This window comes from Algoriphagus taiwanensis, assembly GCF_036245645.1.
GTDB classification, from domain to species: domain Bacteria; phylum Bacteroidota; class Bacteroidia; order Cytophagales; family Cyclobacteriaceae; genus Algoriphagus; species Algoriphagus taiwanensis.
In genome coordinates this window covers 237,286-259,582 of the sequence record NZ_BTPE01000005.1, presented here as the reverse complement: position 1 = coordinate 259,582, position 22,297 = coordinate 237,286, and the positions used below count along the sequence as shown (strand labels likewise).

General features: G+C 46.7%; 18 protein-coding genes. 4 read left to right on the top strand and 14 right to left on the bottom strand.

Annotated features, from left to right (window positions below; translation table 11 throughout):
- Positions 1-17 precede the first annotated feature (17 nt).
- From AAA938_RS09240 to AAA938_RS09195, 10 genes are all read right to left on the bottom strand, one after another.
- Complete coding sequence (locus AAA938_RS09240; protein ID WP_338228395.1) at positions 18-473, bottom strand: RES family NAD+ phosphorylase; 456 nt, start codon at positions 471-473, stop codon at positions 18-20.
- A 94-nt stretch (positions 474-567) separates the two neighbouring features.
- Positions 568-1,029, bottom strand: a complete 462-nt coding sequence (locus AAA938_RS09235) for an antitoxin Xre-like helix-turn-helix domain-containing protein (RefSeq protein WP_338228394.1) — start codon at positions 1,027-1,029, stop codon at positions 568-570.
- A gap of 167 nt (positions 1,030-1,196) precedes the next feature.
- Positions 1,197-4,157 carry a DNA polymerase III subunit alpha gene (locus AAA938_RS09230; protein WP_338228393.1) on the bottom strand — a complete coding sequence of 987 codons (2,961 nt, stop codon included), beginning with the start codon at positions 4,155-4,157 and terminating at the stop codon, positions 1,197-1,199.
- A gap of 505 nt (positions 4,158-4,662) precedes the next feature.
- A complete protein-coding gene (locus AAA938_RS09225) occupies positions 4,663-4,908 on the bottom strand; it encodes a hypothetical protein (RefSeq protein WP_338228392.1) in 246 nt (81 codons plus the stop codon).
- A 46-nt stretch (positions 4,909-4,954) separates the two neighbouring features.
- Entirely contained in the window at positions 4,955-5,170 is a 216-nt protein-coding gene (locus tag AAA938_RS09220; protein ID WP_338228391.1) for a DUF2683 family protein, read from the bottom strand.
- A gap of 126 nt (positions 5,171-5,296) precedes the next feature.
- On the bottom strand, positions 5,297-6,766 hold the full coding sequence (locus tag AAA938_RS09215; RefSeq protein ID WP_338228390.1) for a sodium:solute symporter family protein: 1,470 nt from the start codon (positions 6,764-6,766) through the stop codon (positions 5,297-5,299).
- Positions 6,767-6,784: 18 nt separating this feature from the next.
- On the bottom strand, positions 6,785-7,720 hold the full coding sequence (locus AAA938_RS09210) for a dihydrodipicolinate synthase family protein (protein WP_338228389.1): 936 nt from the start codon (positions 7,718-7,720) through the stop codon (positions 6,785-6,787).
- Between the two features lie 14 nt (positions 7,721-7,734).
- Positions 7,735-8,730 carry a sialidase family protein gene (locus tag AAA938_RS09205; RefSeq protein WP_338228388.1) on the bottom strand — a complete coding sequence of 332 codons (996 nt, stop codon included), beginning with the start codon at positions 8,728-8,730 and terminating at the stop codon, positions 7,735-7,737.
- Between the two features lie 82 nt (positions 8,731-8,812).
- Positions 8,813-9,991, bottom strand: a complete 1,179-nt coding sequence (locus tag AAA938_RS09200) for a glucuronyl esterase domain-containing protein (RefSeq protein WP_338228386.1) — start codon at positions 9,989-9,991, stop codon at positions 8,813-8,815.
- 2 nt (positions 9,992-9,993) lie between these two features.
- Positions 9,994-11,436 carry a PhoPQ-activated pathogenicity-related family protein gene (locus AAA938_RS09195; protein ID WP_338228385.1) on the bottom strand — a complete coding sequence of 481 codons (1,443 nt, stop codon included), beginning with the start codon at positions 11,434-11,436 and terminating at the stop codon, positions 9,994-9,996.
- A 102-nt stretch (positions 11,437-11,538) separates the two neighbouring features.
- Between AAA938_RS09195 and AAA938_RS09190 the strand changes: the two genes are divergently transcribed.
- The gene (locus AAA938_RS09190; protein ID WP_338228383.1) at positions 11,539-13,671 is read left to right on the top strand and encodes a glycoside hydrolase family 97 protein; all 2,133 of its coding nucleotides are present in this window, start codon (positions 11,539-11,541) and stop codon (positions 13,669-13,671) included.
- 31 nt (positions 13,672-13,702) lie between these two features.
- On the opposite strand, the gene AAA938_RS09185 is transcribed toward AAA938_RS09190, so the two are convergent.
- Complete coding sequence (locus AAA938_RS09185) at positions 13,703-14,866, bottom strand: sialidase family protein (protein WP_338228382.1); 1,164 nt, start codon at positions 14,864-14,866, stop codon at positions 13,703-13,705.
- 315 nt (positions 14,867-15,181) lie between these two features.
- On the opposite strand from AAA938_RS09185, the gene AAA938_RS09180 reads away from it, so the two are divergent.
- Positions 15,182-15,766, top strand: a complete 585-nt coding sequence (locus AAA938_RS09180) for a hypothetical protein (protein WP_338228381.1) — start codon at positions 15,182-15,184, stop codon at positions 15,764-15,766.
- Here AAA938_RS09180 and AAA938_RS09175 read toward each other — a convergent pair.
- On the bottom strand, positions 15,763-16,332 hold the full coding sequence (locus AAA938_RS09175; RefSeq protein ID WP_338228380.1) for a hypothetical protein: 570 nt from the start codon (positions 16,330-16,332) through the stop codon (positions 15,763-15,765). The two genes, AAA938_RS09180 and AAA938_RS09175, sit on opposite strands and share 4 nt — an antisense overlap.
- A 140-nt stretch (positions 16,333-16,472) precedes the next feature.
- Here AAA938_RS09175 and AAA938_RS09170 point away from each other — a divergent pair, with 140 nt between their 5' ends.
- Positions 16,473-18,536 carry a tetratricopeptide repeat-containing sensor histidine kinase gene (locus AAA938_RS09170; RefSeq protein WP_338228379.1) on the top strand — a complete coding sequence of 688 codons (2,064 nt, stop codon included), beginning with the start codon at positions 16,473-16,475 and terminating at the stop codon, positions 18,534-18,536.
- Positions 18,533-19,279, top strand: coding sequence for a LytR/AlgR family response regulator transcription factor (locus tag AAA938_RS09165; protein ID WP_338228378.1), 747 nt, complete (start codon positions 18,533-18,535; stop codon positions 19,277-19,279). The genes AAA938_RS09170 and AAA938_RS09165 overlap by 4 nt, the downstream gene beginning before the upstream one ends.
- On the opposite strand, the gene AAA938_RS09160 is transcribed toward AAA938_RS09165, so the two are convergent.
- Both AAA938_RS09160 and AAA938_RS09155 read right to left on the bottom strand, forming a co-directional pair.
- Positions 19,276-20,739 (bottom strand): sulfatase family protein, encoded by a 1,464-nt coding sequence (locus AAA938_RS09160; protein ID WP_338228377.1) that lies wholly within the window; start codon positions 20,737-20,739, stop codon positions 19,276-19,278. The two genes, AAA938_RS09165 and AAA938_RS09160, sit on opposite strands and share 4 nt — an antisense overlap.
- The gene (locus AAA938_RS09155) at positions 20,739-22,169 is read right to left on the bottom strand and encodes a sulfatase (RefSeq protein ID WP_338228376.1); all 1,431 of its coding nucleotides are present in this window, start codon (positions 22,167-22,169) and stop codon (positions 20,739-20,741) included. Before AAA938_RS09155 ends, AAA938_RS09160 begins: the two co-directional genes overlap by 1 nt.
- Positions 22,170-22,297: the final 128 nt, after the last annotated feature.

Sequence of the window (22,297 nt, the reverse complement as noted above, 5' to 3'; positions counted from 1 at the left end):
GAGAGTCTTCTCAAGGGTTACCGCTGAATTCTTTTGTCAAGTGTTAAAGGATAGGTTTTTGATTCTATCAAGTGAAAATTCTTCGACTTAGGATTGATTACAAAGTTGAAGGAACTGGGATCGACTACAGAAGGCACTCCAAAACAGGTGATTCCTGAGTTGAGTAGATTGGTGCCGTACTCCATTGAAGCTTTTGAAGCAGGGATTTTGTCCCAATCCCTAGGTAGCTCATCTTCGCTTGGATAAAAGATCAGAGAGTTGGGAATTTCAAACTCCATGACAGAATAGAGCAAATAGCGCTCTGAGGATAGGATTTCAGAGTCTATGGTAAGCCTTCCCAGTAAACAGGCAGAGATGCTTGCTCCTGCATAAATCGCGGGTATTCCTGGAGAATTCCATCTTCCACCATACAGTTTGGCTCCTTCTCCACTTGCATCACAAAATGGAGTCAGCGCGATTCGATAGGCTTTCATTTGTCCATAATTGTTTTCAGCGGTCACACGAAATTTAGCATGGTCGATAGTCCATACCCGTGTTTGACGGCAACGTCATCCTCGATTTCATTACTCAGACAGCAATCCCGTGCTGAAGCCTTAGGATCTCTGTCTTCAAAAGGGATATCCCTTCGGATACGTCGATCAAATCCAGAGGAATGCGATTACCGAGGGTGAAAAGTGGCCGCTCCATCCAGCGACGGAATCCTTCTCTTCCAAAATAGTTGATCCCAACAGCATAAAGCTCTGCCAGCTGATAGAGCTTTTCGGACTGACCTGTGTCAAATACTTCCTTACGCTGCAAGGTCTTGGCAGAAACTCCCAAGGCATCGGCCAAGGTCTCATAGTCCAAGCCTGAGAGTGCTTTGAAGCTTTCAAAGGCACTCTTATCCAGTCCACTTCGAAACGTATCCAATCGGGAAAGAGGCTCGTCCAAGTCAGCTAAATCCAATCGTAGAATATCTTCCACGCTAATTTTTGCTTTTTGGTATAGGGCTGCTGTCGGCTCGCTTGCTTTGAGGATTTTCTTAGCCATGATCATTTTCGGTAATTTGTCCTTTAATATAACGTAATTTGTCCTATATTGATCTTTCTTCTTAAGCTTTTTATTAATGTTTGTGGATTAGAATAGGAGTTTCCCCTAGACCTTCTGACCACTTTTTAACATACTTCTTAGCGTCTTCCTGCCTTTTTGGAAAATACTTAATCCCCCGCATTCCAATACGCCATCCGCTCCAGCTTCTCCACTTCGATGGAGTAGAAGCCAAACTCTTCCACCACTTTCCCCTCGATGCGGTAGATCGCCCGGCCTTTGAAAGGATACTTTTTGACCACAGGAGGGAAATGAACCGTATCGATCCAGTCTCCGTCCCGATCCAGAAAAGTCCCGAAGTTCATCACGTCACCCTTCACCGTGCGGGTATATTTGACTGTGACCAGATAGCCCAATATCATCACTTTCTTCCCCAGATACTGCGTCATCTCCCGGGCTTTGATGCCTTGGATAGTTTGGTCTTTGACCAGGTGAAAAGGGGAGTCAAGCGGGAATTCCAGGATGTCGATCTGATCCAGAATCTCCTGACGGATATCGGTTTCGTCCAGATCGGGGACTTCCGGTGGCTTTTTGCCAAAGCTGATCTCTCCGCTTCGGAAGAGCTCATTCGTATGAATGATGGAAGTTCTTTTGTTTTGGAGAAAATGAGCCTCCCAAAGGAGTTCTTGTTTGGTCTTGCCGGTAAAACGGAAACAGGTCATCCGGATCAGAATCAGCAGCTGCTCCAAGCCGATCTCCACCCGGGCCACAAAATCCGCCAAACCCAGAAAGGGGCCGTTGGCTCTCCGCTCGGACAGGAGCTTTTCCACGGTGGCTTTTTCCAGGTATTTCATGTGGATAAAGCCCAGAAAAACGTTCTTTCCGGTGATTCGGGTTAGGTATTCGCTGTCGTTCAGATGCGGAGCTTGGATATCCGCTCCATTCATCCGGAGTTCGTGGACATAGAACTCGGTATGATAAAAGCCCCCAAAATTGTTGATCACTCCAACCATAAATTCCAGCGGGAAGTAGGCTTTCAGATACAGACTCTGATAGCTTTCCACCGCAAAGGAAGCCGAATGTCCCTTGGCAAAGGAATATCCTGCGAAGCTCTCAATCTGATGCCAGACTTCCTTGGCGACTTGATCTTCCCGTCCCAGCTTTTTGCAGTTTTCAAAAAACTTGTCCTTTACCCGCTGGAATTCATCCTTGGATCTCGATTTTCCGCTCATGCCTCTTCTCAGCACATCGGCCTCGGCCAGACTCAGTCCGGCAAAGTAGTGCGCCACCTTGATCACGTCCTCCTGATAGACCATGATCCCGTAGGTTTCGGGCATGATGTTCCACATGACCGGATGGGCTTGCTTTCTTCGCTCTTCGCTGATGTGGCGCAGGATGTATTCCCGCATCATTCCCGATCGGGCCACTCCCGGTCGGATGATGGAGCTGGCTGCGACCAGTTCCAGATAGGTGTCGGCTTTCATCTTCGCCAAGAGCATGCGCATGGCAGGGGACTCTACGTAGAATGCCCCGATGGTATGACCCGTGCGGAGATGTTCCTTGATTTTGGGGTCTTTTTTGAATTTTTTCACCTGCCTGATATCGACCTTGATGCCTTGGTTTTGGTAGATGATTTCGAGGGAAGATTTGATGTGACCCAGTCCCCGCTGACTGAGGATGTCAAACTTGTGTAGCCCGATGTCCTCAGCGATGTGCATGTCGATGTGGGCCAGGGGAAAGCCCTTCGGAGGCATATCCGTCGCCGTGTAGTAGTGGATGGGCTTGTGGGAAATCAGGATCCCGCAGGCGTGAATGGTCAGGTGGGAAGGCATGTCGTGCAGCACCTGGGAGTATTTGATGATCAGCTTGCCAAACTGATCGGGTTCGTAACCTTCCTTATCGGCATGATGAATGAGTGACTCGATATCGGTTTTGGGCAGACCAAATACCTTTCCCAACTCCCGGAGCATGGAGTTGTATTGAAAAGTGCTGTACGAACCCAGCAGCGCCACATGCTCCTCTTTCTTTCCGTTGTACTTGCGGAAAATGTAATCCGTCACTTCATCCCGATCGGTCCAGCTGAAGTCAATGTCGAAGTCGGGGGGATTTTCCCGATACAGGTTGATAAAGCGCTCAAAATACAAGTCCAGCTCGATAGGATCCACATCGGTAATCCCCAGACAATACGCCACGATGCTGTTGGCACCTGAGCCCCGGCCCACATGGTAGAAGTTGCGGTGCTGGGCAAAGGTCACGATGTCGTAATTGATCAGGAAGTAGGAGACAAAGCCCTTTTGCTGGATGAGCTCGAGCTCCTTTTCGATCCGCTGACTGATTTCCGGACTCAGTTCGGGGTAGCGGCGAATGGCTCCTTTGAAGGTTTCCTGCCGGAGAAAGTCAAAGTCCTCCCAGTCCGAACCCAGAATGTCCCGGCGGTTTTTGACTGCCTGGAAATAGAAGGAAAACTGGCACTGTTCGAGCAGCTTTTGGGCATTCACGAGGAGGTAGCTGTGATTTTCGCAGCGGGCAATCAGATCGGCGTAGGAGTAGAGCTGATCGGTCAGATCCGCCTGTTCTTCGACTGGAAGCTTGCTAAGCAGCGTATTCAGGTCCATGCTGCGCAAAAGCCGATGTGCGTTGAATTCCAGCTTGGAGCTGAAGCTGGCCGGCTGGAGCAGCACGAGCTTCTCCTTGCGTCGATACCAGGGCGAGGTGAGTAGCTTGTTGAGTTGGGCGGGATGCACACCGACGAATTCATTTTCCCGCAGAGGAAAAGCCTTTTCCGAAAAAGGATAGATCACAAAGCTGTTTTCAAACTTAGGAGCCCGGGCCTTGAACTCCCGCTTGTGAACCAAATGCTCGGAGAGGTGCTTGTTCAGCTCGAAAAAACCCTCCTGATTCCGCGCCAGTCCGATGTATTGCTGCTTCACGCCGTTGCGGAAGTCTATCCCGATCACGGGGTGGATGCCGGCTTTTTGCGCAGCACGGATGAAAGGGAAAACCCCGGCGGTACAGTTGATGTCTGTGAGGGCAAGGGCATCGAGTCGTTTGCCTTTCGCCTCAGCGATCAGCGCTTCCACAGACATCGTCCCGTATTTGAAGCTGAAGTGAGAATGGCAGTTGATAAACATGTACGATTTACGATTTTTGATTTACGACTTGACTATGCCTGAAAAACCTTGAGGGTTTGAGATATACTTCGTGAGATATGCTTCGCGAAATACGCTGGTCGCGAGATAGTTGGGCTAGTCGCCGCTGTCCTGCGTCTCCGGACGCTGGACTGGATTCTAACTTTTGGATTGCAAATCCTGTGATAGGACCTCGGGATTACAAATCCCGAGGAGCATAGAAGCAGCATAACTGCTAAGACCTTCGAGGTTTTTGGAAACCTCAAAGGTCATCAAACATCAAAATGTTAATTATTTTAACATTTATGCGTTTATAATTTAAACAAAAAATGATCTTCCGATCCAGTTCGGAAAGGTTTTTTGGAGAAAAATGTCAGGGAGTTATTTTTTGGACTGTAGCATCCCCAACCCAAACCCCACCAAAAAAATTGTCAGCGTGCCGACTACGATGGTCATATTGATATGGATGGGGCAAAACCTACTCAAAAGATTCAAGTAATAGTTTAATTTATTGGTCGGGCAGGGATTCCTTTTCCGATTTGTCATAAATCGTGAGCAAGTAGACACTATCTTCCTTGATTGCAAAATGAGTGATTACTCTTCCTCCACCTGATTTCCCTTTTCCTTTACTTTTGATAGCCAACCGGATTTTATAGCAATTTTTAAAAAGTGGAGTGCCTTGATTGGGTTGCTGAGAAAGGCTTTTGGCCAGTTTGAGCATTTCATCTTTGAGGGAAGGATACTTTTTTGCCAAACGCTTTAATTCTTTTCAAATTCAGGAAGAGTCTTGACTTGATAGGTCATAGTTCGGCCAATACATCCTGAATATTTCTGGCTTTAATTTTTCCTGATTCGACGTCTTTTAGTTCCTTGAATCCTTTTGCCACACTTTTAAGAATTCTAAGAGATTCAACGTCCATTTTTGAAGTACTAAATTTCACCTTCATGGCTTTCAAAACAGTAGTGATCGCTTTGAGCTGCTCTTGATCTTCTGGTTCGATTAGGATTGTTTTCATGGTTTATTTTACGGTAGGGGGCAATGGGTATTTTTTTATTTTCAGACATAAGGTAAGAAAAAGATCAAATATTCATGAGACTCAAAATAGCATTACTACCTATTCAAATCCCGGAATGACTTGATCTTAATGTTTCATTTTTGAGGTAAATTTACCCAACCCAAACCCCACCAAAAAAATCGTCAGCGTGCCGACCACGATAGTCATATTCGTATGGAGAGGATTTGCCAGAGTTTCTGGGAACCCATTTTTCACCCAAGCAGCCGACAAACTCATCCAAGCGATCACTAATACGCCTAGAATCACAGCGATTAAGGCTTGAGGCTTTTGAGTTTTGGATAAAAGTCCCAAAAGAAATAAACCCAAAATCCCCCCACTAAAAATCGAAGAAAGTGCCCACCAGGCATCCAAAGCGCTTTCCACTCCATTGAAAGCCAAACCCACTCCAATGCTAAGAATCCCCATCCCCAAAGAAGCAAGTCTCAGCACTTGGAGGGAAGTCTTTTCCGAAGGATCGGGATGGATGTATTTTTTGAAATGATCGGACAAAATCACCGTCGCCGAACTATTGACGCTGGTCGAGATGGTACTCATTCCTGCAGCAAAAATGGAAGCGATCAACAGTCCTGTGATTCCAGCCGGCAATTGATGGACGATGAAATGGGGAAAAACCTTGTCTCCGGCAATTCCCTCCGGCAAAAGTTCGGGTTGGGTCTGATAAAAGGCAAAAAGGGCCGTTCCGATAAAGAAAAACACGAAGGAAACCGGTAGGTAAAGAAGACTTCCAAGCCAAGTGGATTTTTTGGCTTCTTGCTCGGTTTTCGCGGTCAGATAGCGCTGTACATAGCTTTGGTCTATGCCGAAGTTCTGCAGGTTGATAAACAGTCCATAGACCAAAATCATCCAGAATGTGGAGGTGGTGAAATCCATTTCAAAACTCTCCAAACTGAATTTATCCGACTCCCCAGCAATTCGGAAAAGCTCTCCGCCTCCTCCAGGGATTTCCAAAAAGATTACCCCCAAACAGGCTAAGGCTCCCCCAATCAAGACTATTCCCTGCACCGCATCCGTCCAGATTACCGCTTCGATTCCTCCCAACATGGAGTAAATAATCACACTGATCCCAGTGATCAAAATAATGGTGGGAATGCTCCAACCTAATAGTGCCTGCGCGGCCAAAGCCAAGAGGTACATGATGGCACCCATCCGGGCGAGTTGGGTGAGGAGATAGCAGGTCGAGGCGTAGATTCTGGCCCATGAACCAAAGCGCTCCTCGAGGTAGAAATAGGCTGATTCGCTGCCCAATTTCCGGTAAAGCGGAACAAAATACCGGACTGCAATCCAGGCTGCCAAGGGGATGGAAAGACTGAATACAAAGCCGTTCCAGTTGCTGGAATAGGCATTTCCCGGCAAAGCGAGGAAGCTTATGCTACTCACGAAGGTCGCGAAAATCGACATCCCGATTGCCCAGGCTGGTAGCCTGCCGCCTCCTGTGGTAAAATCTGTTGACGATCTTTTTTTGAAGGAAAAAGAAACACCAAAACCCACGATGGCCAAGAGATAAAAGAAAAAAACCAGGAGATCTAAAACAGGCATGAAGTACGATTTCTTGGCTTAAGATGGGTTTAAAACTCGGTTTACCCGATCTTTTACCTGAAGAAAATTTTCTTTGATAATGGACTTTTCGCCCTCAGAATAGGCAGATAGCGGAGGGGCCAAGATCCCTTGACAAAGCCCTTCGAAACTCATGGCCGCCTTCAATCCTTTCAAATAGCTGGATTTATACGTGGCGTTTTGGTAGAGCTTATCGCTCAGAAAAAGGATGCATTCCTGAAGCTCCTCCAAGCGGACTAGGTCATTTTTCTGAAAGGCCTCAAAAGCTTGAACATACAGTTTTGGGAAAAGATTAGCCCCACCGGTCACGCCTCCGTGGCCTCCCATTTTAAGTGTGGAAGCAAGTATTTCCTCCGGACCCACAAAAATCCGAAACTCGGGAGTATCCCTGAATTTTTTGGATAATTCCTGAAAATAGGCCAAATCTCCACTGCTGTCCTTGATTCCGATGATATTGGGATGTTTCGCTAAAGCTTCCACATTCTTTATTTCGATCCGCATTTTGGTGTGTGAAGGCATGTTGTACAGCATCAAGGGAAGGTTCACCGAATCTGCCAATTGCAGGTAGTAAGCTTGCAGTTCCTCTTGCCCGATATTCATGTAAAAAGGTGGAGCGGCTACCAAGGCCTTTGCGCCGGAATCTTTGGCGATGCTGGCCAAATCTATGCTTTCCACCAAAGAGCAACCTGTAATTCCGACCAAAACGGGTATTTTCGATCCCACTTTTCGGCAAGTCAAACGGATCAAATCACTTTTGACATCCTGACTGATTCCGGCGAATTCTCCAGTCGTGCCCAAAATGAACAAGCCGTGAATTCCTCCCTCCAGCAAATGTTCCAGAAGGATTCCCGTGTGTTTCACATCCAGAGACAGATCTGGATTGAGCGGAGTAATCATGGGAGGTATAATCCCGAAAAGTGTGTAGTTGGATTCCATGGGCTAAAGAATACTCAAAATCTGAGGTGAACGTACTTGATTTTCTCCCGCTGAAAGGTGTAAGAAATATGCACCGTTCCGTCTTCGGCTTGGATAATTGCCGGATAAGAAAATTCACCACGCGGCTCATCCTCTAAAACCAAAAGTTCTTCCCAAGTTTTCCCATCATTCGAACCAAGGAGGCTGAGTTTATTTCTTCCCTTGGGAATCGGGTTGCAGACTAGTAGGTGGTAGCCATTTTTTAATGTAACTCCGTCAATCCCGGAGCCATTGTGCACCAATCCACTGGAGCTCAATTCGGTCCAGGTTTTTCCATTATCTTCCGACCAAGCAGTAGCGATGACGCCCTCCTGCGTCCGGGTGAGGACCTGCAGCTTTTCTCCCCCATGAAAAAGGATGGTTGGCTGAATCGCCTGAAATGGGCCTGGAACCTCCACTTTTTTCCAGTTTTTCAAATCCGGATCGGTGAATTCCATATGCGTCGTCCAAACTCCATTGGTTTCGAAACTGGAGGGATGCAACAGACTTCCGTCCGATAGCACCACCGTTTTGTTTTTCACTGGACCTAGATAACCAGGAGGGGTTTGGATGGCTTTGGACCAGGATTTTCCTCCATCGGTAGAGGTCTTGAACAGCCCCCACCATTCTCTGGGATTCGGGCCTTCTTTATAGAAAAGGACGATTTCTCCATCGGGTTTTCGGTGCAAAACCGGGTTCCAAGTGGGATTTCTGAAGTCTTTGTTTTCAATCCCATCTGCTGCTTCGGCAGGCTTGGACCAAGTTCCGTTTTTGTGCAGGGAAGTGTAAATATTCACATCGGGATGGCGCTCATACGTTCCTCCAAACCAAGCGGCCAAAATCCCATCAGGAGTTTCCAAGAGCGTGGAGGCATGGCAAGAGGGAAATGGAGCGGACTCATAAATAAATTCTGAGGCAATAATTTCCGGCTTGGGTTTTTGATCAAAAGAAAGCAGACTCAGCAGTCCGAAAAGTGAAATCAGGGAATTCATAGGCTTGGGCTAGTTTGGGATTCAACCTAACAAAAAAGCCGGACATTTTTGGAAAACTGTCCGGCTGTCACCTGTCTATACTTTATAGATTTTCCGCCACAAATTCCAGAAAAATCCTCCAGTCCTCCCAAGTCAGGTCATGTTTGCCTTCCCGAATATGGTAGCCGACCGATTCCAGATGAACAGGGCCTTTCAACTCCTCAAATTCCTGCTCAAAAACCGCCTTTTTCCCATAAATCTCGGAAAATACCCGACTGCCCAGACTTAGTCCCAGGTATTCCCCTTTGGGATCGGCCCAGCGATCTTCCCGGGCACTGGAATAGTAAACCGCTCTCGGTGCGATCAATCCTGGAAGCATGTGCTGGTCAAGAGGGAGCTCTTCTTCCCGCTCGTTGTATTTCCTGAAATTGTCCGCAAACCAATAAGGGAATCGTCGGTTGATGGCTTCGACTGTCTCCCCATATTTCCTTTTGGATAGCGCTGCTCCTCCGCAGCCCGATTCATTCGCGTAGGTGATGGTCCAACGGGGATCGTTGGCCGAGGTCCAAAGGGCGGTTTTTCCGGTGCGGGAATGTCCGACCAAGATGGATTTTTTGGAATCGATCTTCGGATGCTGCTCAAAATAATCCATGGCTCGCATGGCAGCCCAGCCCCAGGCGCCAAAGGCCTTCAGTCCATCCGCTTGCCCGATTTGCTCGGGATAGAGTGTGGAAATAATACCGTTTTGGTAAGTCTCGGCTTTGTCAGGCGCGACTGTCTCTGCATGAAAAGAAGCCGTGGCAAAACCTCTTTCGATCAGTTCTTTAACCGGCCAAAAGCCCTCCTGATTTAATCTTCCATCCAGATATTTGGGTTGGTAATTGATCAAAAGGATCACGGGAAAAGGCTTTGATCCCGTTTTGGGAAGAAACAGGTTGATGCGAAGGGTATGGGATTTCCCGTTTCTTTTTACCGTAATATCGACTTCCTCTAGCTCTGCTATTTCCGGGTAAGGATTGGGAGTTTCTTGGGCCAAATCAAATTCCATGGAATCGAAATCCTTTGGGATTTTTCCATAGACTTCTGACTCAAACATGCGGAAAATCTCAGGTCTACGAATGGATTCCCAATCTTCCTGCGTGCGGATCCATTTTCCTTTTTCACTCAGAAAAATATCCGGAAGGACCAAGGCAGGCACTTTGCTTTCTTCGTAATTCGGTTCTTGTTGGGCCATGGCAGTCAGGCTGATGAGGGTGAAAATCCAAATCCATGCGCTTTTCATGATCAATTCCCGGAGGTCTTTGGTGAGACAAAGGGCTCGAAAGGATACGTTCTGGGCAGGACATCTATGCCTGTGGTGACTTTGAGTGGATTTTCACCTCCATAAGTCAATTCTACGAAGTAACCCCGATAGCCTGATTCCGGAGTGGTCATATTGACGGTCAATTCTCCTGAGTCAGGAACGGCTATGTCCTCCGAAGTCCAGTTGGGACCGAAAACATCGATGCGAAAATCCCTAGCCATTGGGTTTAATGCCGACCAGAGTTTGATCGAGGTAGGTTTGTTGGCAGGATTAAACCTGACTTTGATTTGGTCTCCTTCGATTTGCCATGAGTAGTTAGGTCTTTGTGCTTGCTTTAGGATGGAATTGTAGAAGGAAATCAAATTGGGTAAAGCGTCCGATTCTCCCACATCGTGCCCAAAGTTGGGAACGTACATCACGTGTTTTTCCCCCGGCAGGCTATCCCAATAAAATTTCCAGCTGTCAGGTTGGAAAAACTCATCCCCAGCTGCATTGATCAGCAACTTGGGCATGTCGTAATCTTTTCGGAAAGAATAGGGTTCGGTGATTTCCATCATCCGGTCAAATTCCGGCGTACCCACCCAGTTCATCACCCCTTCTCGCACATAATCTCCCACAGCAGGTGCCCAAAAGCCATAATTTCTCCAGTGATGCTCAAAGGAAGGAACCAAGTTGAGCAGGTCAATGACCACCGGAGCGATGGCAATAACCCTGTCGTCTGTAGCAGCGGTAGTCCAAGTGGTCCAGCCTCTTTTAGATGCCCCTCCGACCATAAAGGAGTTGATCGGCTTTTGGTAATTCTTTTGAACCACCTCAGAAACTGCGTCCATGGCGAGTTTGGCGGCTTTGGTCATGGGGAATCGGGCCAGCCAGATGGCATCTTCATCTTTGGCTCCGCCTTCCAGGAATTTTCTCCAGCCGTAGGAAATAATCTCGTCCTCGTAGCGCTCTCCAAAGGTGTCATTGGCAAAGGTGATCGGCTGAAAAGGAACGTTGTGGATTTGAGCCACTACGGAATTGGTGCTGGTGGCTGCGGCCAAAATCAACTCATTGGGTTCCTCCGGCATTTTGGAATTGGTGCTGCCTCCGCCGATCCAAAGCATGGCCGTCTCGTAAGGAGTGTCTTTGGGTACCACCATCGAAACCCAATGCCACCATTCCGTCTGGTCCACGATATCGGGAGTCAGCCAGTGCTGGGAGTACATCTTCAGCACATGGTAATCGTACTTTTCCCCGGGAACAGAATGGACAATTTCATAGCGAAATGTGGAATCAGGAGCCTGAACATAATCTTTGAGCAAAGTCATGGACTTCACTTCCGGTTCGGCGACTTGCTCTGCTGGTTTTTGGCAGGAAAAAAGGAGGGAAGCTAGCGCCAAAACAGAATAGGCAAGATGGCGGGAAGCAAAGAGTCTTGGATGCATGGGTTTTTGGGTTTTTAACTTGCTAAAAGCTAATCAATTAAAAAATGGACAGCAACCCGACCGAATAAAAGCTTTATTTGTAGTTGAAAAATTAATGCGATTATGTTTAAAAGAATCCCCTTAACTCTGCTTTTGGTCTTTTTTGGGCTGACTTTGCTTCAGGCTCAAGTCCTCCTTTCTCCGGGAAAAACCTTGGAGATGAAATTTCAATTGGGTTCCAATGGAGAGCCGATGTATGAGCTGAAGTTGGCCGGACAGGCAGTTATTTTGCCCAGTACCTTGGGCTTTGACCTGAAAAATGATGAGATCGATCTGCTCAGTGGTTTTCAAATAAGCAAAACGGAGACGAGCACTTTTGATGAAACTTGGTCACCGGTCTGGGGAGAAGAAAGTCAAATTCGCAACCATTACAACGAGCTTATGGTGGAATTGACCCAAGCCGAAACGGGCCGGAAAATGATCATCCGGTTTCGGGCTTTTGACGAGGGTTTGGGCTTTCGCTACGAGTTTCCCTTGCAGGAAAAGATGGGGTACTTCGTGATCAAGGAGGAGATGACCCAGTTTGCCATGGCTGGAGATCATACTGCTTTTTGGGTTCCGGGGGATTACGATACGCAGGAGTATGATTTTACCAAGTCCAAACTCAGCGAAATCCGTGGCTTGATGAAGACCGCGATCACACCCAATGCTTCTCAGACTCCTTTTTCGGATACCGGTGTGCAAACTGCCCTGATGATGAAGTCAGCCGATGGCTTGTATATCAATCTTCACGAGGCGGCTTTGATCGACTATCCTGCCATGCACTTGGAGCTGGATGACAAGCGGATGATTTTCACCTCTCACCTGACTCCTGACGCCATCGGCGACAAGGGCTATCTCTACACTCCGGCCCAAACTCCCTGGAGGACAATCATTGCAGGTAAAAATGCAGGAGAAATCCTAGCTTCCAGAATCACCTACAACCTTAACGAACCCTCCAAAATCGAGAATACATCTTGGATCAAACCCATGAAATATGTGGGCGTATGGTGGGAAATGATCACCGGCAAAAGCTCCTGGTCCTACACCAACGACTACAAAGCCATTAAACTTGGCGAGACAGATTACACCAAGGCTAAGCCCAATGGAACCCATGGGGCAACTACCGAAAATGTCAAAAAATACATTGATTTTGCCGCTAAACATGGCTTTGACGGAGTTTTGGTAGAGGGTTGGAATGTCGGTTGGGAAGACTGGTTTGGCAATTCCAAGGATTATGTCTTCGATTTTGTCACTCCTTATCCGGACTTTGATCTGAAGGGGATTTCTGCCTACGCCAAGGAAAAAGGTGTGCAAATGATCATGCATCACGAGACCTCTTCCTCTGCCCGCAATTACGAGCGACACATGGATGAAGCCTATCAGCTGATGAAAGATTATGGATATCCTGCGGTGAAAAGCGGCTATGTGGGCGATATGCTTCCCCGTGGGGAATACCACTACAGCCAATGGCTGGTCAACCACTATCAGTATGCCATTGAGAAAGCAGCCGAATATCAGATCATGGTGAATGCTCACGAGGCAGTCCGTCCTACCGGCGTCGCTAGAACCTGGCCCAATTTGATAGCCAATGAATCCGCACGAGGCACAGAATACCAGGCTTTTGGTGGGAATAAAGCCAATCACGTGACCATCCTTCCCTTTACCCGTCAGATCGGAGGACCGATGGATTACACTCCGGGTGTGTTTGAGATGGATGTGTTCAACGGTTCTCATGTGAATAGCACCCTGGCCAATCAGTTGGCGCTCTATGTGACCATGTATTCTCCATTGCAAATGGCGGCCGACTTTCCTGAAAATTACGATCGCTTCCCGGATGCGTTCCAGTTTATCAAGGATGTGGCTTTGGACTGGGAAAAGAGCTTATATCTCGAAGCTGAACCGGGGGATTTTGTGACTATTGCTAGAAAAGCAAAGGAAACCGGAGAGTGGTTTGTAGGGAATGTTAATGGAATGGATGGACGAATTGGGGAGATCAAATTTGATTTCTTGGATTCGGACAAAACCTATTTGGCAGAAATCTATGCGGATAAGGCTGATGCCCATTTCAAAACCAATCCTCAATCTTATGAAATCCGAAAGGTTGCCGTGGATTCCAAATCGGTCTTGAAGCAATATTCTGCTCCGGGTGGAGGCTATGCCATCCGAATCCGGGAGGCGAGCAAGGAAGAGTTGAAGGGGAAAAAGAAATTGTAAAAATGAAAAAGCGGCCAAAAAGCCGCTTTTTTTAGTTTCTCCAACGAATGGGTTTAAACACGATCTGCCGGTAATTGTCCCGCTCGTATAGAATCCCGAGGGTGTTTTCATCCAATTTGACCAAGTCCGAATAGGCTGTCCAAGGTAATTTGGTGGGGTTGGAAGTGAAGTCCACCGGAATCACATGGTCCCAGGTTTTTCCTTCGTCGTAGCTGATTTTGACAGTCAAGTAGTTTCTGTCTTTTTCGTCGGCGGCATTGGAATGGGCCAGAATGGTTTTGCCCTCCTTTTCTCCCAAATCCAAAATAGAGGCCTGACAAACCGGGTCGGGCAATTGCTCTTCAAAATACTGTTCATCCCAGGTTTCCCCTCCATCCGAGGAAAAGGCCAAAATCCGCTGCCGGATATCTCCTTTTTGATTTCTGGAACTCAGGATCATTCTTCCCCCTGTGAGTTCCGCAGCAATGGATTCATTGGAACCTCCAAATTCGAGGGATTCAGAAACTCCAAAGTTTTCTCCCCGATCGTCGGTGTAGAAGCCATGAGCTTGGTAGTCTGACCAATCCTCTTTTGGTCCCCCCGAGGAATGGTTGGCTGCTACGTAGATTCGACCTTTGTGGGGACCATTTTGGAATTGGAAAGCATGCCCTGGAGTGTTGGCATAGTGTCTCCAATCTTCGGCAAACTGATAATCCGGGTTGAATTCAGGGAAATTGGGTCGGTGAACTTGTGCAGTAATGTTTTGGGGCTCGGTCCAGGTTCTCCCTAAATCATAAGATTTGATCAGCCAGACTTCCCGCACGCCCTTTTTGATTCGGACGTCATATTCATGATTGTTTCCGGTGTTGTAAAAAAGAAAAATCACTCCCTCTGGATAATCTGGATCCAAAAGGTCAACCACAGGGGCGGGATTTCCGGCTTGCAGGCTATCGTAATCGACCAATGTCTGCAAAGGAGACCAAGTATGTCCTCCATCGTGGCTTTTTTTCATCACCAGATTCACATCCCCAAAATCATCGCTTCCGTTGACCCGACCTTCGGCAAAAGCCATTAGGTCTCCGTTGGGTAAGGAAATGATGGCAGGAATGCGGTAAATGGCATGGCCTTCTTGACCTGCCTCAAAGACTAGGGTTTCTTGGGCAGATAAAGGGTATTGAAGGATGATGCAAAACAGGACTAATAAAAAGGCTTTCATTAAAAGGCTACTTTGGGTAGTCCAAATAAAGAAAAAAAACCTAATTCCGGATTTGCTTTCCTGATAATCCAAATGGCAAGGATTCAGAAGGTTTCCAAATGGAGCTCCAGGTTTAGCGTTTGGGGCTGAGCTACTAATTCTCTTGCTTCAAATAATCAATCAAATCTCGCATCCAATCATTCAGGCTGGATTGCTAGCATCTATCTGAGGAAATTGATTAGAAAAAGTCATGAAATCGAGCACTGCGCAATCGACCGGGATGATTGTAACATTTGCGAGATTCCATGTGACCACTTAAAGACAAATTATAAACACATGAAAAAGCTCAGATTTATCTTTTTGGCAATTTTTCCCTTGATCCTGTTGGCTTCCTGCGGAAAAGACGAGGAACCTGCTCCTCAGGCCCAGTCTTTTATCAAGTTTAAAGTCGGAGGAAAATTGGTGGAATATTCAGCAGACAATCAGCCAATGGGGATGTCTCTGGACCCCTCAGGTCCGATGTATTTGGCTACTGCAACCATTTTGGGTAATCGTGTCGACGGCACCAAAAACTTCCTGAGCATTTCTGTAAGAAATGAAAGCCAATTTCAGGAAGGGAAAGAGTACCAAATGCAGGACCCCATAATCTACAAAGGTGCGGAGATGGTCCGTATTCTACTCACTTATTCGGATGAGAGCGGTCAGCTTTACAATGCCGTTTTGTTTCAGCAAATCTTACCGGGAATGAAGGTGACAGACGATGCAAAGCTGACCTTCACAAAAATCAGTTCCAATAGGGTAGAAGGTACTTTTTCTGGAGTGGTTCTGGGTCCAATCAGCCCAACTACAGGTCGAGGAGACAATGAACTGGTGATTTCAGAAGGTCAGTTCAACCTGTCTTTGTTCAGCAGTATACCTTAAAGCTTGACGCTCAATCCCAAATTGAGGTAGGCAATGCCGTAGCCAATTTCCGCAAAACCGGCAAATTGCTCTGAGAAATAATACCGGGCTCCTCCAAAAAGGGTGAGTCCGGTCGAATTTCCATAGCTTCCCGAACTCCCATCACTAAACCCTGAATTATCTGAATAGGTGTAGTTGAGGAGATTGTAGCTGATCAAAAGGCCTCCGTATACGTCCAGTTTGTCATTGGGTATCTGTGAGAAATGAAAGGCTCCTCGGGCACCGATGATGGTGTAATTCCACTTGGACTCGGCGGTAAACCCACCGCTGCTTGCCGAACTGCTGAAGGATTTGTAGCCGATATAGCCACCCAAACTGATTACACCTGTTTCACCCACGACTGCGATGCCTTGTTCGTACATCAAGCTGAGCGCAGGAATCTGACTGCTGTAGTCAAAACTTCCCAGGGAACTCCCAATGCCTACTCCTAGAGAAATTACCTTGTCTTCTTTTGAAAATGTCTGGGCCGAAGAATGAGTCCCCCATACAAATAGAATGGTCAGGAGATAAAGTGCTTTCGTATTCATGGTCGTCTTTTTTATCTAAAATCATCTCCTTTCCCTATTTGCTCAAGTGCGACTGATTAGTTGGCTGGAATCGTTTATTTTCTGTGTCTATTCCCCAATTTTTTGAAAAATGACTATTTTGAGACTCCTCTTCCTTGATCATGAAGCCGTTTTTTTTCCTATTTGCCCTCATTTTTTTCCAAGCTGAAACTTGGGCCCAGTCAGCTATAGATTCACTTAGGAGAGAATTATCCAAAACTTCTGCTTCTGATACCCAGCGGGTCCATCTCCTTAATGAACTGGCTTGGGAATGGGCGGGGTCCAATCCCCAAATAGGCTTGTTGTATGCCGATTCGGCTTTTTTTTTGGCAGAAGAGCTTCAATTTGAATCAGGAAAAATTGCCGCCTTGAACAGGAAAGGAGTCAATCATTGGTATTCAGGACAGGATTCCTTGGCTATTGAGGCCTATGAGATCGTACTTGACTTTCATCTGAATAATCAAAACCGAAAAGGACAAGCGACCACCATCAACAACATCGCGCTGTTGCACTACAATCAAAATGACTTCAAAAAAGCCTTGGAGTCCCACCATCAGGCTACGGAGATTTTTGAGGAACTGGGCTTGAGAAAAAACCTCATCAATAGCCTTTCCAATGAAGGCGTGGTCTTTTTGGCCTTGGCAGACTATCCCAATGCCAAAAGCCTATTTCTCAAAGCTCTTGCACAGACCCAGGATGAGGATAGTTGGGAAAAAGGCAATCTGTATAACAACCTTGGACTAGTCGAAAAAAATCTCGGCAACTATCCCAAGGCAGAGGAATATTATCAAAAAAGCCTCGAACTCTATCAAAAGACCGGCAATCTCTCCTCGGTGGCAGGTATTTTTGGAAACCTCAGCGCAATCAAGCAATTGCAAAATCAGCCGAAAGAAGCCGCTTCCTATATCCAACACGCCTTGGAGCTCAACAAGGAAATCGGAAATCCCAGAAAAATCGCCTCCGATCTTACCAATTTGGGAACCCTGAGGTCATCTCAGGGAGAGTATCGTGAAGCCAAACTTGCCTTGGACAGTGCCAGGATGATCTATGAATCCGTGGAGGAAAAACTTTCGCTTTCGCTGGTTTTGCTGCAATTGGCCCAACTAGGAGACAAGTTGGGTGATTCTCCCGAAAAGGGATATTTGCTTGAAAAAACCGCTTTGGAAAAAGCTCAGAGTGCCGGATCATGGGATGCCCTTCAGCAGGCATGGTTGGCACTTTCCCTGCGTCAGGAGCAATTGGGAGAGTACCAAAACAGCTTGGCTTCTTTTAGAAATTACGGCCTTTACAAAGACAGTATTTTTAATCAGGAAAACGAAAAAAAACTACTCAAGGCCCAATTGGGCTATGAATATGATCAAAGGGAAAAACAGATTACGGAGGTTTTTCAAATGGAGAAATCCCTGCTTGAGTTGGAACGTAATCAGGCAAGACTGAAGGCAGGACTTTTGCTTTTTGGAATAGTTACGGTATTTGGAATTGGGATATTGGTTTTTTTTCTGCTAAAAAGGCAAAGCAAAATCCGACAGAAGGAGCTGGAGGCGAGTTTCAGAGCACAAATGGTGGAGTTGGAGCTCAAAGCCCTGAGGGCTCAGATGAACCCGCATTTTATTTTCAATGCGCTGGGTTCGATCAGCAATTTTCTGCTCAAAAATCAGCCCGAAGAGGCTGACCGGTATTTGACCAAGTTTTCCAGACTGATCCGGAGAATCCTGGAATATTCGGAAAAAAGGGAAATCACCCTGACTCAGGAATTGGAAATTTTGGAAGATTATTTAGCTCTTGAAACCCTCAGGATGGGTAAGCCGGTAGACTTCCGACTGAACAATCCCGAGAATCTGGATCTGCAAAAAATTGCCATACCCCCCTTGCTTCTACAGCCATTGGTTGAGAATAGCCTTTGGCATGGAATAGCCAATTCCCCAAATCCGGGAGAAATTGTCCTGGATATCAGCTCGGAGAAAAACTCCCTGATCCTGACTTTGAAAGACAATGGTTCCGGTAAAGACGATGTGGTCACTCTGCCTTACAAATCCACTTCCATGGGGCTTAGTTTGGTCAGAAACCGTCTGGATCAACTGGGAGGAAGGAAAGAAGGGGAAAAACAGTCTTTGTTTTATCAAAAAAGAGAGGATGGATTTGAAGTGAAGCTTCGGATTGCCAATTCTCTTGCGCTGAATGTATGATCAAAGCTATACTCATTGAGGATGAAAAAGGCAGTGCCGAGCGCCTGCAATTCTTTTTGGAAACCGATCACAAGGATTCCATTGAGCTTTTGGCTTGGGTGGATTCGGTCCATCAGGCCTTGGAATTTTTAAAAAAGAAAAGCGTTGATCTGGTTTTTTTGGACGTGGAATTAGGTGCCCAAACCGGTTTTGAGTTGTTGAATCAGGTGGAGAAAATTGACTTTCAGGTAATTTTTACCACGGCCCATCAGGAGTATGCGATTCAGGCTATCAAGCATGCGGCTTTGGATTATTTGCTCAAGCCGGTAGATCGGCAGGAATTGAAGCAAGCAGTGGAAAAGGTCATCAAGGAAAAAGGACGGTCTTTGGATTCCTTGGAAAAGCTCCTCAAGCAACTTCATTTTCAGGATAAGCTGGGCCATAAAATCGCACTGCCTTCCTTGGTTGGCATAGAATATATCCCTGTACAGGAAATCCTGAGATGCCAGGCAGATGTGAATTACACCCATTTTTTCCTCAAAAACGGTCGGAAAATCACTGTTTCCAAAACGCTCAAGGAATTTGAAATTCAGCTGCTTCCTCACGGATTTTTCCGGGTGCACAATTCCCATTTGATCAATTTGGCAGAGGTCAAGTTTTACCAAAAAGGTAAAGGAGGGGCACTGGTCCTCTCAGATGGGGCTGAGATTGAAGTCGCCTCACGAAGAAAGGAAGAGCTGATGCAAATCTTAGGAAGCGGTTAATCCGGGTTAAGATCGGAGAAATACCGCTTTAGGATATATTCCGGCTGCCATTGATCAGGTTTTCTTTTCAGGGTATCCGGATTGTAAGCCATGGGCTTGAGTAAAGGCGCAGTCAGCGCAATCGTGTCTCCAAATTCCCTTTGGGACGTTTCGAGTAGCTCCATCATTTTGGTTTTTTCGGATTCAAATCGTGGATCCTCAGCCAGATTGTTTATTTCTTCAGGGTCATTTTCCAAGTCGAAAAGCTGGGTGAAGTCCCGCTCCGGATATCGGATGAGTTTCCATTTTTGATCCCTGACGGCTCTGACGGTATTTCGGTAAGCTGTGAAAAGAGTCTCTCTTACCTGCCTTTCTTCACCTGAAAGAACTTTTGCGAGACTTTTTCCATCCACATCTTCCCGCTTGGGAATTCCGGCCAGTTCGGCCAAAGTGGGATAGAGGTCATGGATGTAGGCAAATGCATCCAACTCTTTTCCCTGAGGTACTCCGGGACCTTTGATGATCAAAGGAACTTTCATGCTGTGCTCGTAGAGACTTTGCTTGCCAAGCAGCCCATGACTTCCCGCGGCAATCCCATTGTCCGCTGCATAGACGATAATGGTGTTTTCGTATTGCCCGTTATCTTTTAGAGTTTGGATGATTTTGGCGATTTGGGTGTCCAAATGGGTCACCAAAGCATAGTAATCCGACAAAATCATCTGAATCACTTCGGGCTTTCTGGGCCAGCCCGTCAGATTTTCATCCCGAACTGTCAAATCATCAAACTGGAAGGGGTGAAAAGGTTGATAGTTTTCGGGAAGGGGGATGGACCCGTCAGGATATTTTCCGATCAGTCCCAGTTCAGGTGAATAAGGGTCATGAGGAACCGTAAAGGCCACATAGCAGAAGAAGGGATTGCTGGCGTCCTTTTGTGAGTTGAGAAAATCAATGGCCGTTTGGGCAAAAATCTCGGTAGAGTACCCTTTTCTGGTTGGCTCTCCCAATTTTCCGTCAGGACCATAATCCCGAAGTGGGATGTCGTAATGATTGGCCATGCCACCAAGGTAGACGTTCTTGGCCTGCTGAAAACTCGCCTCGAATGCTTCTTTTTCATTGTGCCATTTTCCTGTGCCAAAGGTGGTGTAACCCGCTTTCGCAAAGTCCATGGTCATGGTTTCCACTCCGTTTAGCCGATCGTAAACTCGAAACAGGCTCTGCCCGCTGAGGAGCATGGCCCGGCTTGCCATGCAGATGGCTCCGTGATTTCCGCCCATGACATAGGCGTTGGTAAATCGGCTTCCTTCCTTAGCCAATTGGTCCAAAGTTGGGGTTTGGATATGGCTGTTTCCAGAAACACCCAAGGCATCCGCCCGCTGATCGTCTGCAAAAAGGAAGAGGATATTGGGCTTTTGGGCTGGAGTTTTTTCCTGGCAGCTAAGCAAAAAGCCAAGGAAAAGAAGAATCAAGAGTCTGTTCATCATCAGTAGGTTTTGCCTAAGTCGTTTTTTTGAACCTCAGCGATTTTTTGGGTCAATAATCTCTGCATGTCTTCAACCACAGCTTGAAAGGCTTCCAAATTGGCCAAATTGGTAAATTGTCCCGGGTCTTGGTACATATCAAAGAGTTCCATGCCGTGTTCTCCGGTTTTCCCATATTGGATAAAGGCCCATCGCTCGGTACGAATAAGATAAGTGTCTCCTCCCTGAGTGACGGAAAATGCGAAATCCCGGACGGAATCTTTTTGACCCTTCAGGATTGGAACCAGACTTTTGCCCTGCAATTCCTGAGTTTTTTCAAATCCGGAAAGGTCTAAGAGAGTAGGATAAAGATCCACTAATTCAGCAAAAGCGGGAGATTTTCCGGGAGAAATCCCCGGTGCACGGATGATCAAAGGAACTTTCACCGATTCTTCTTTCAGGGATACTTTCATCCAAAAGTCATGTTCTCCCAAGTGGAATCCATGGTCTGAGGTAAAGATCACGATGGTATTTTCCTCCAAGCCTTCAGCTTCTAGTGCAGCAAGGATTTTCCCAACTTGAGCATCCATAAAACTGACCGAGGCATAATAGCCTGCAATGGCTTTTTGCTTTTGGGCATAGCTCATTTCCCCATTTTGGGTAGTGACGTAATTGATTCCTTTCTCTGGAATATCCTCCCAATCCCCGGCAATTATGGGGGGAGGGACGATTTTTTCCCAAGCATAAGGTTCAAAATATTCCTTGGGAGCTACAAAAGGCACATGGGGTCTGACCAAGCCCACGGCCAGGAAAAAGGGTTCGTTTTTGTGTTGACGGATAAGTTCTATGGCTTTTGCCGCTGTTTTTCCGTCGGATTGAGCCATATCTCCTCCTTCTGACTTTACGATGGTCATCACATTTCCGCCTTTACGCTCGATGCTCCCATCGGGATTGTTTTGAACCAACTCTGCAAATCCTTCGGATTGCCATTCGGGTCCTTGGGAGTTAAATCGTTCAGTCCAAGAATCGGGATCGTCGGTGCCATCACTTCCGTTTTCGATGTCGATGGGTACGCCCATGTGGAAGATTTTACTTACCCTAGCGGTGTAGTAGCCCTTTTCCTTGAAAAACTGAGCCATGGACTTTTTGGAGGGGCCTACCTGCTCCCGTCCGCTCACGTAGCCGTAGGTTTGGGTGGCGGAAGGATAATATCCAAACATAAAGGAGGCCCGAGAAGGTCCGCATACAGGGTATTGAGAATACGTATTTTCAAAAAGGAAACCTTCTTTGGCCAATTGATCGATTGCTGGGGTTTTCACCAGAGAATTACCATAAGCACCTAAAGCAGAAGTGCACAGGTCATCCGAGACGATCAATAGAATATTTGGTTTTTTACCTTGGGAAAAGGCCGAAACCGAAATAATCAAAAGAAATTTGGCTAAAATCCATTTCATGCTAAAATCCTATTGAGAAAGGGAAAGTAAAATGATTTCTTTTTATTCTCCCTGCCGTTCAGACAAAATCTCCTAAAACCTCACTTTTTGACCTTAATTATTTTTATTTAGATTTTTTCTAGATAAGT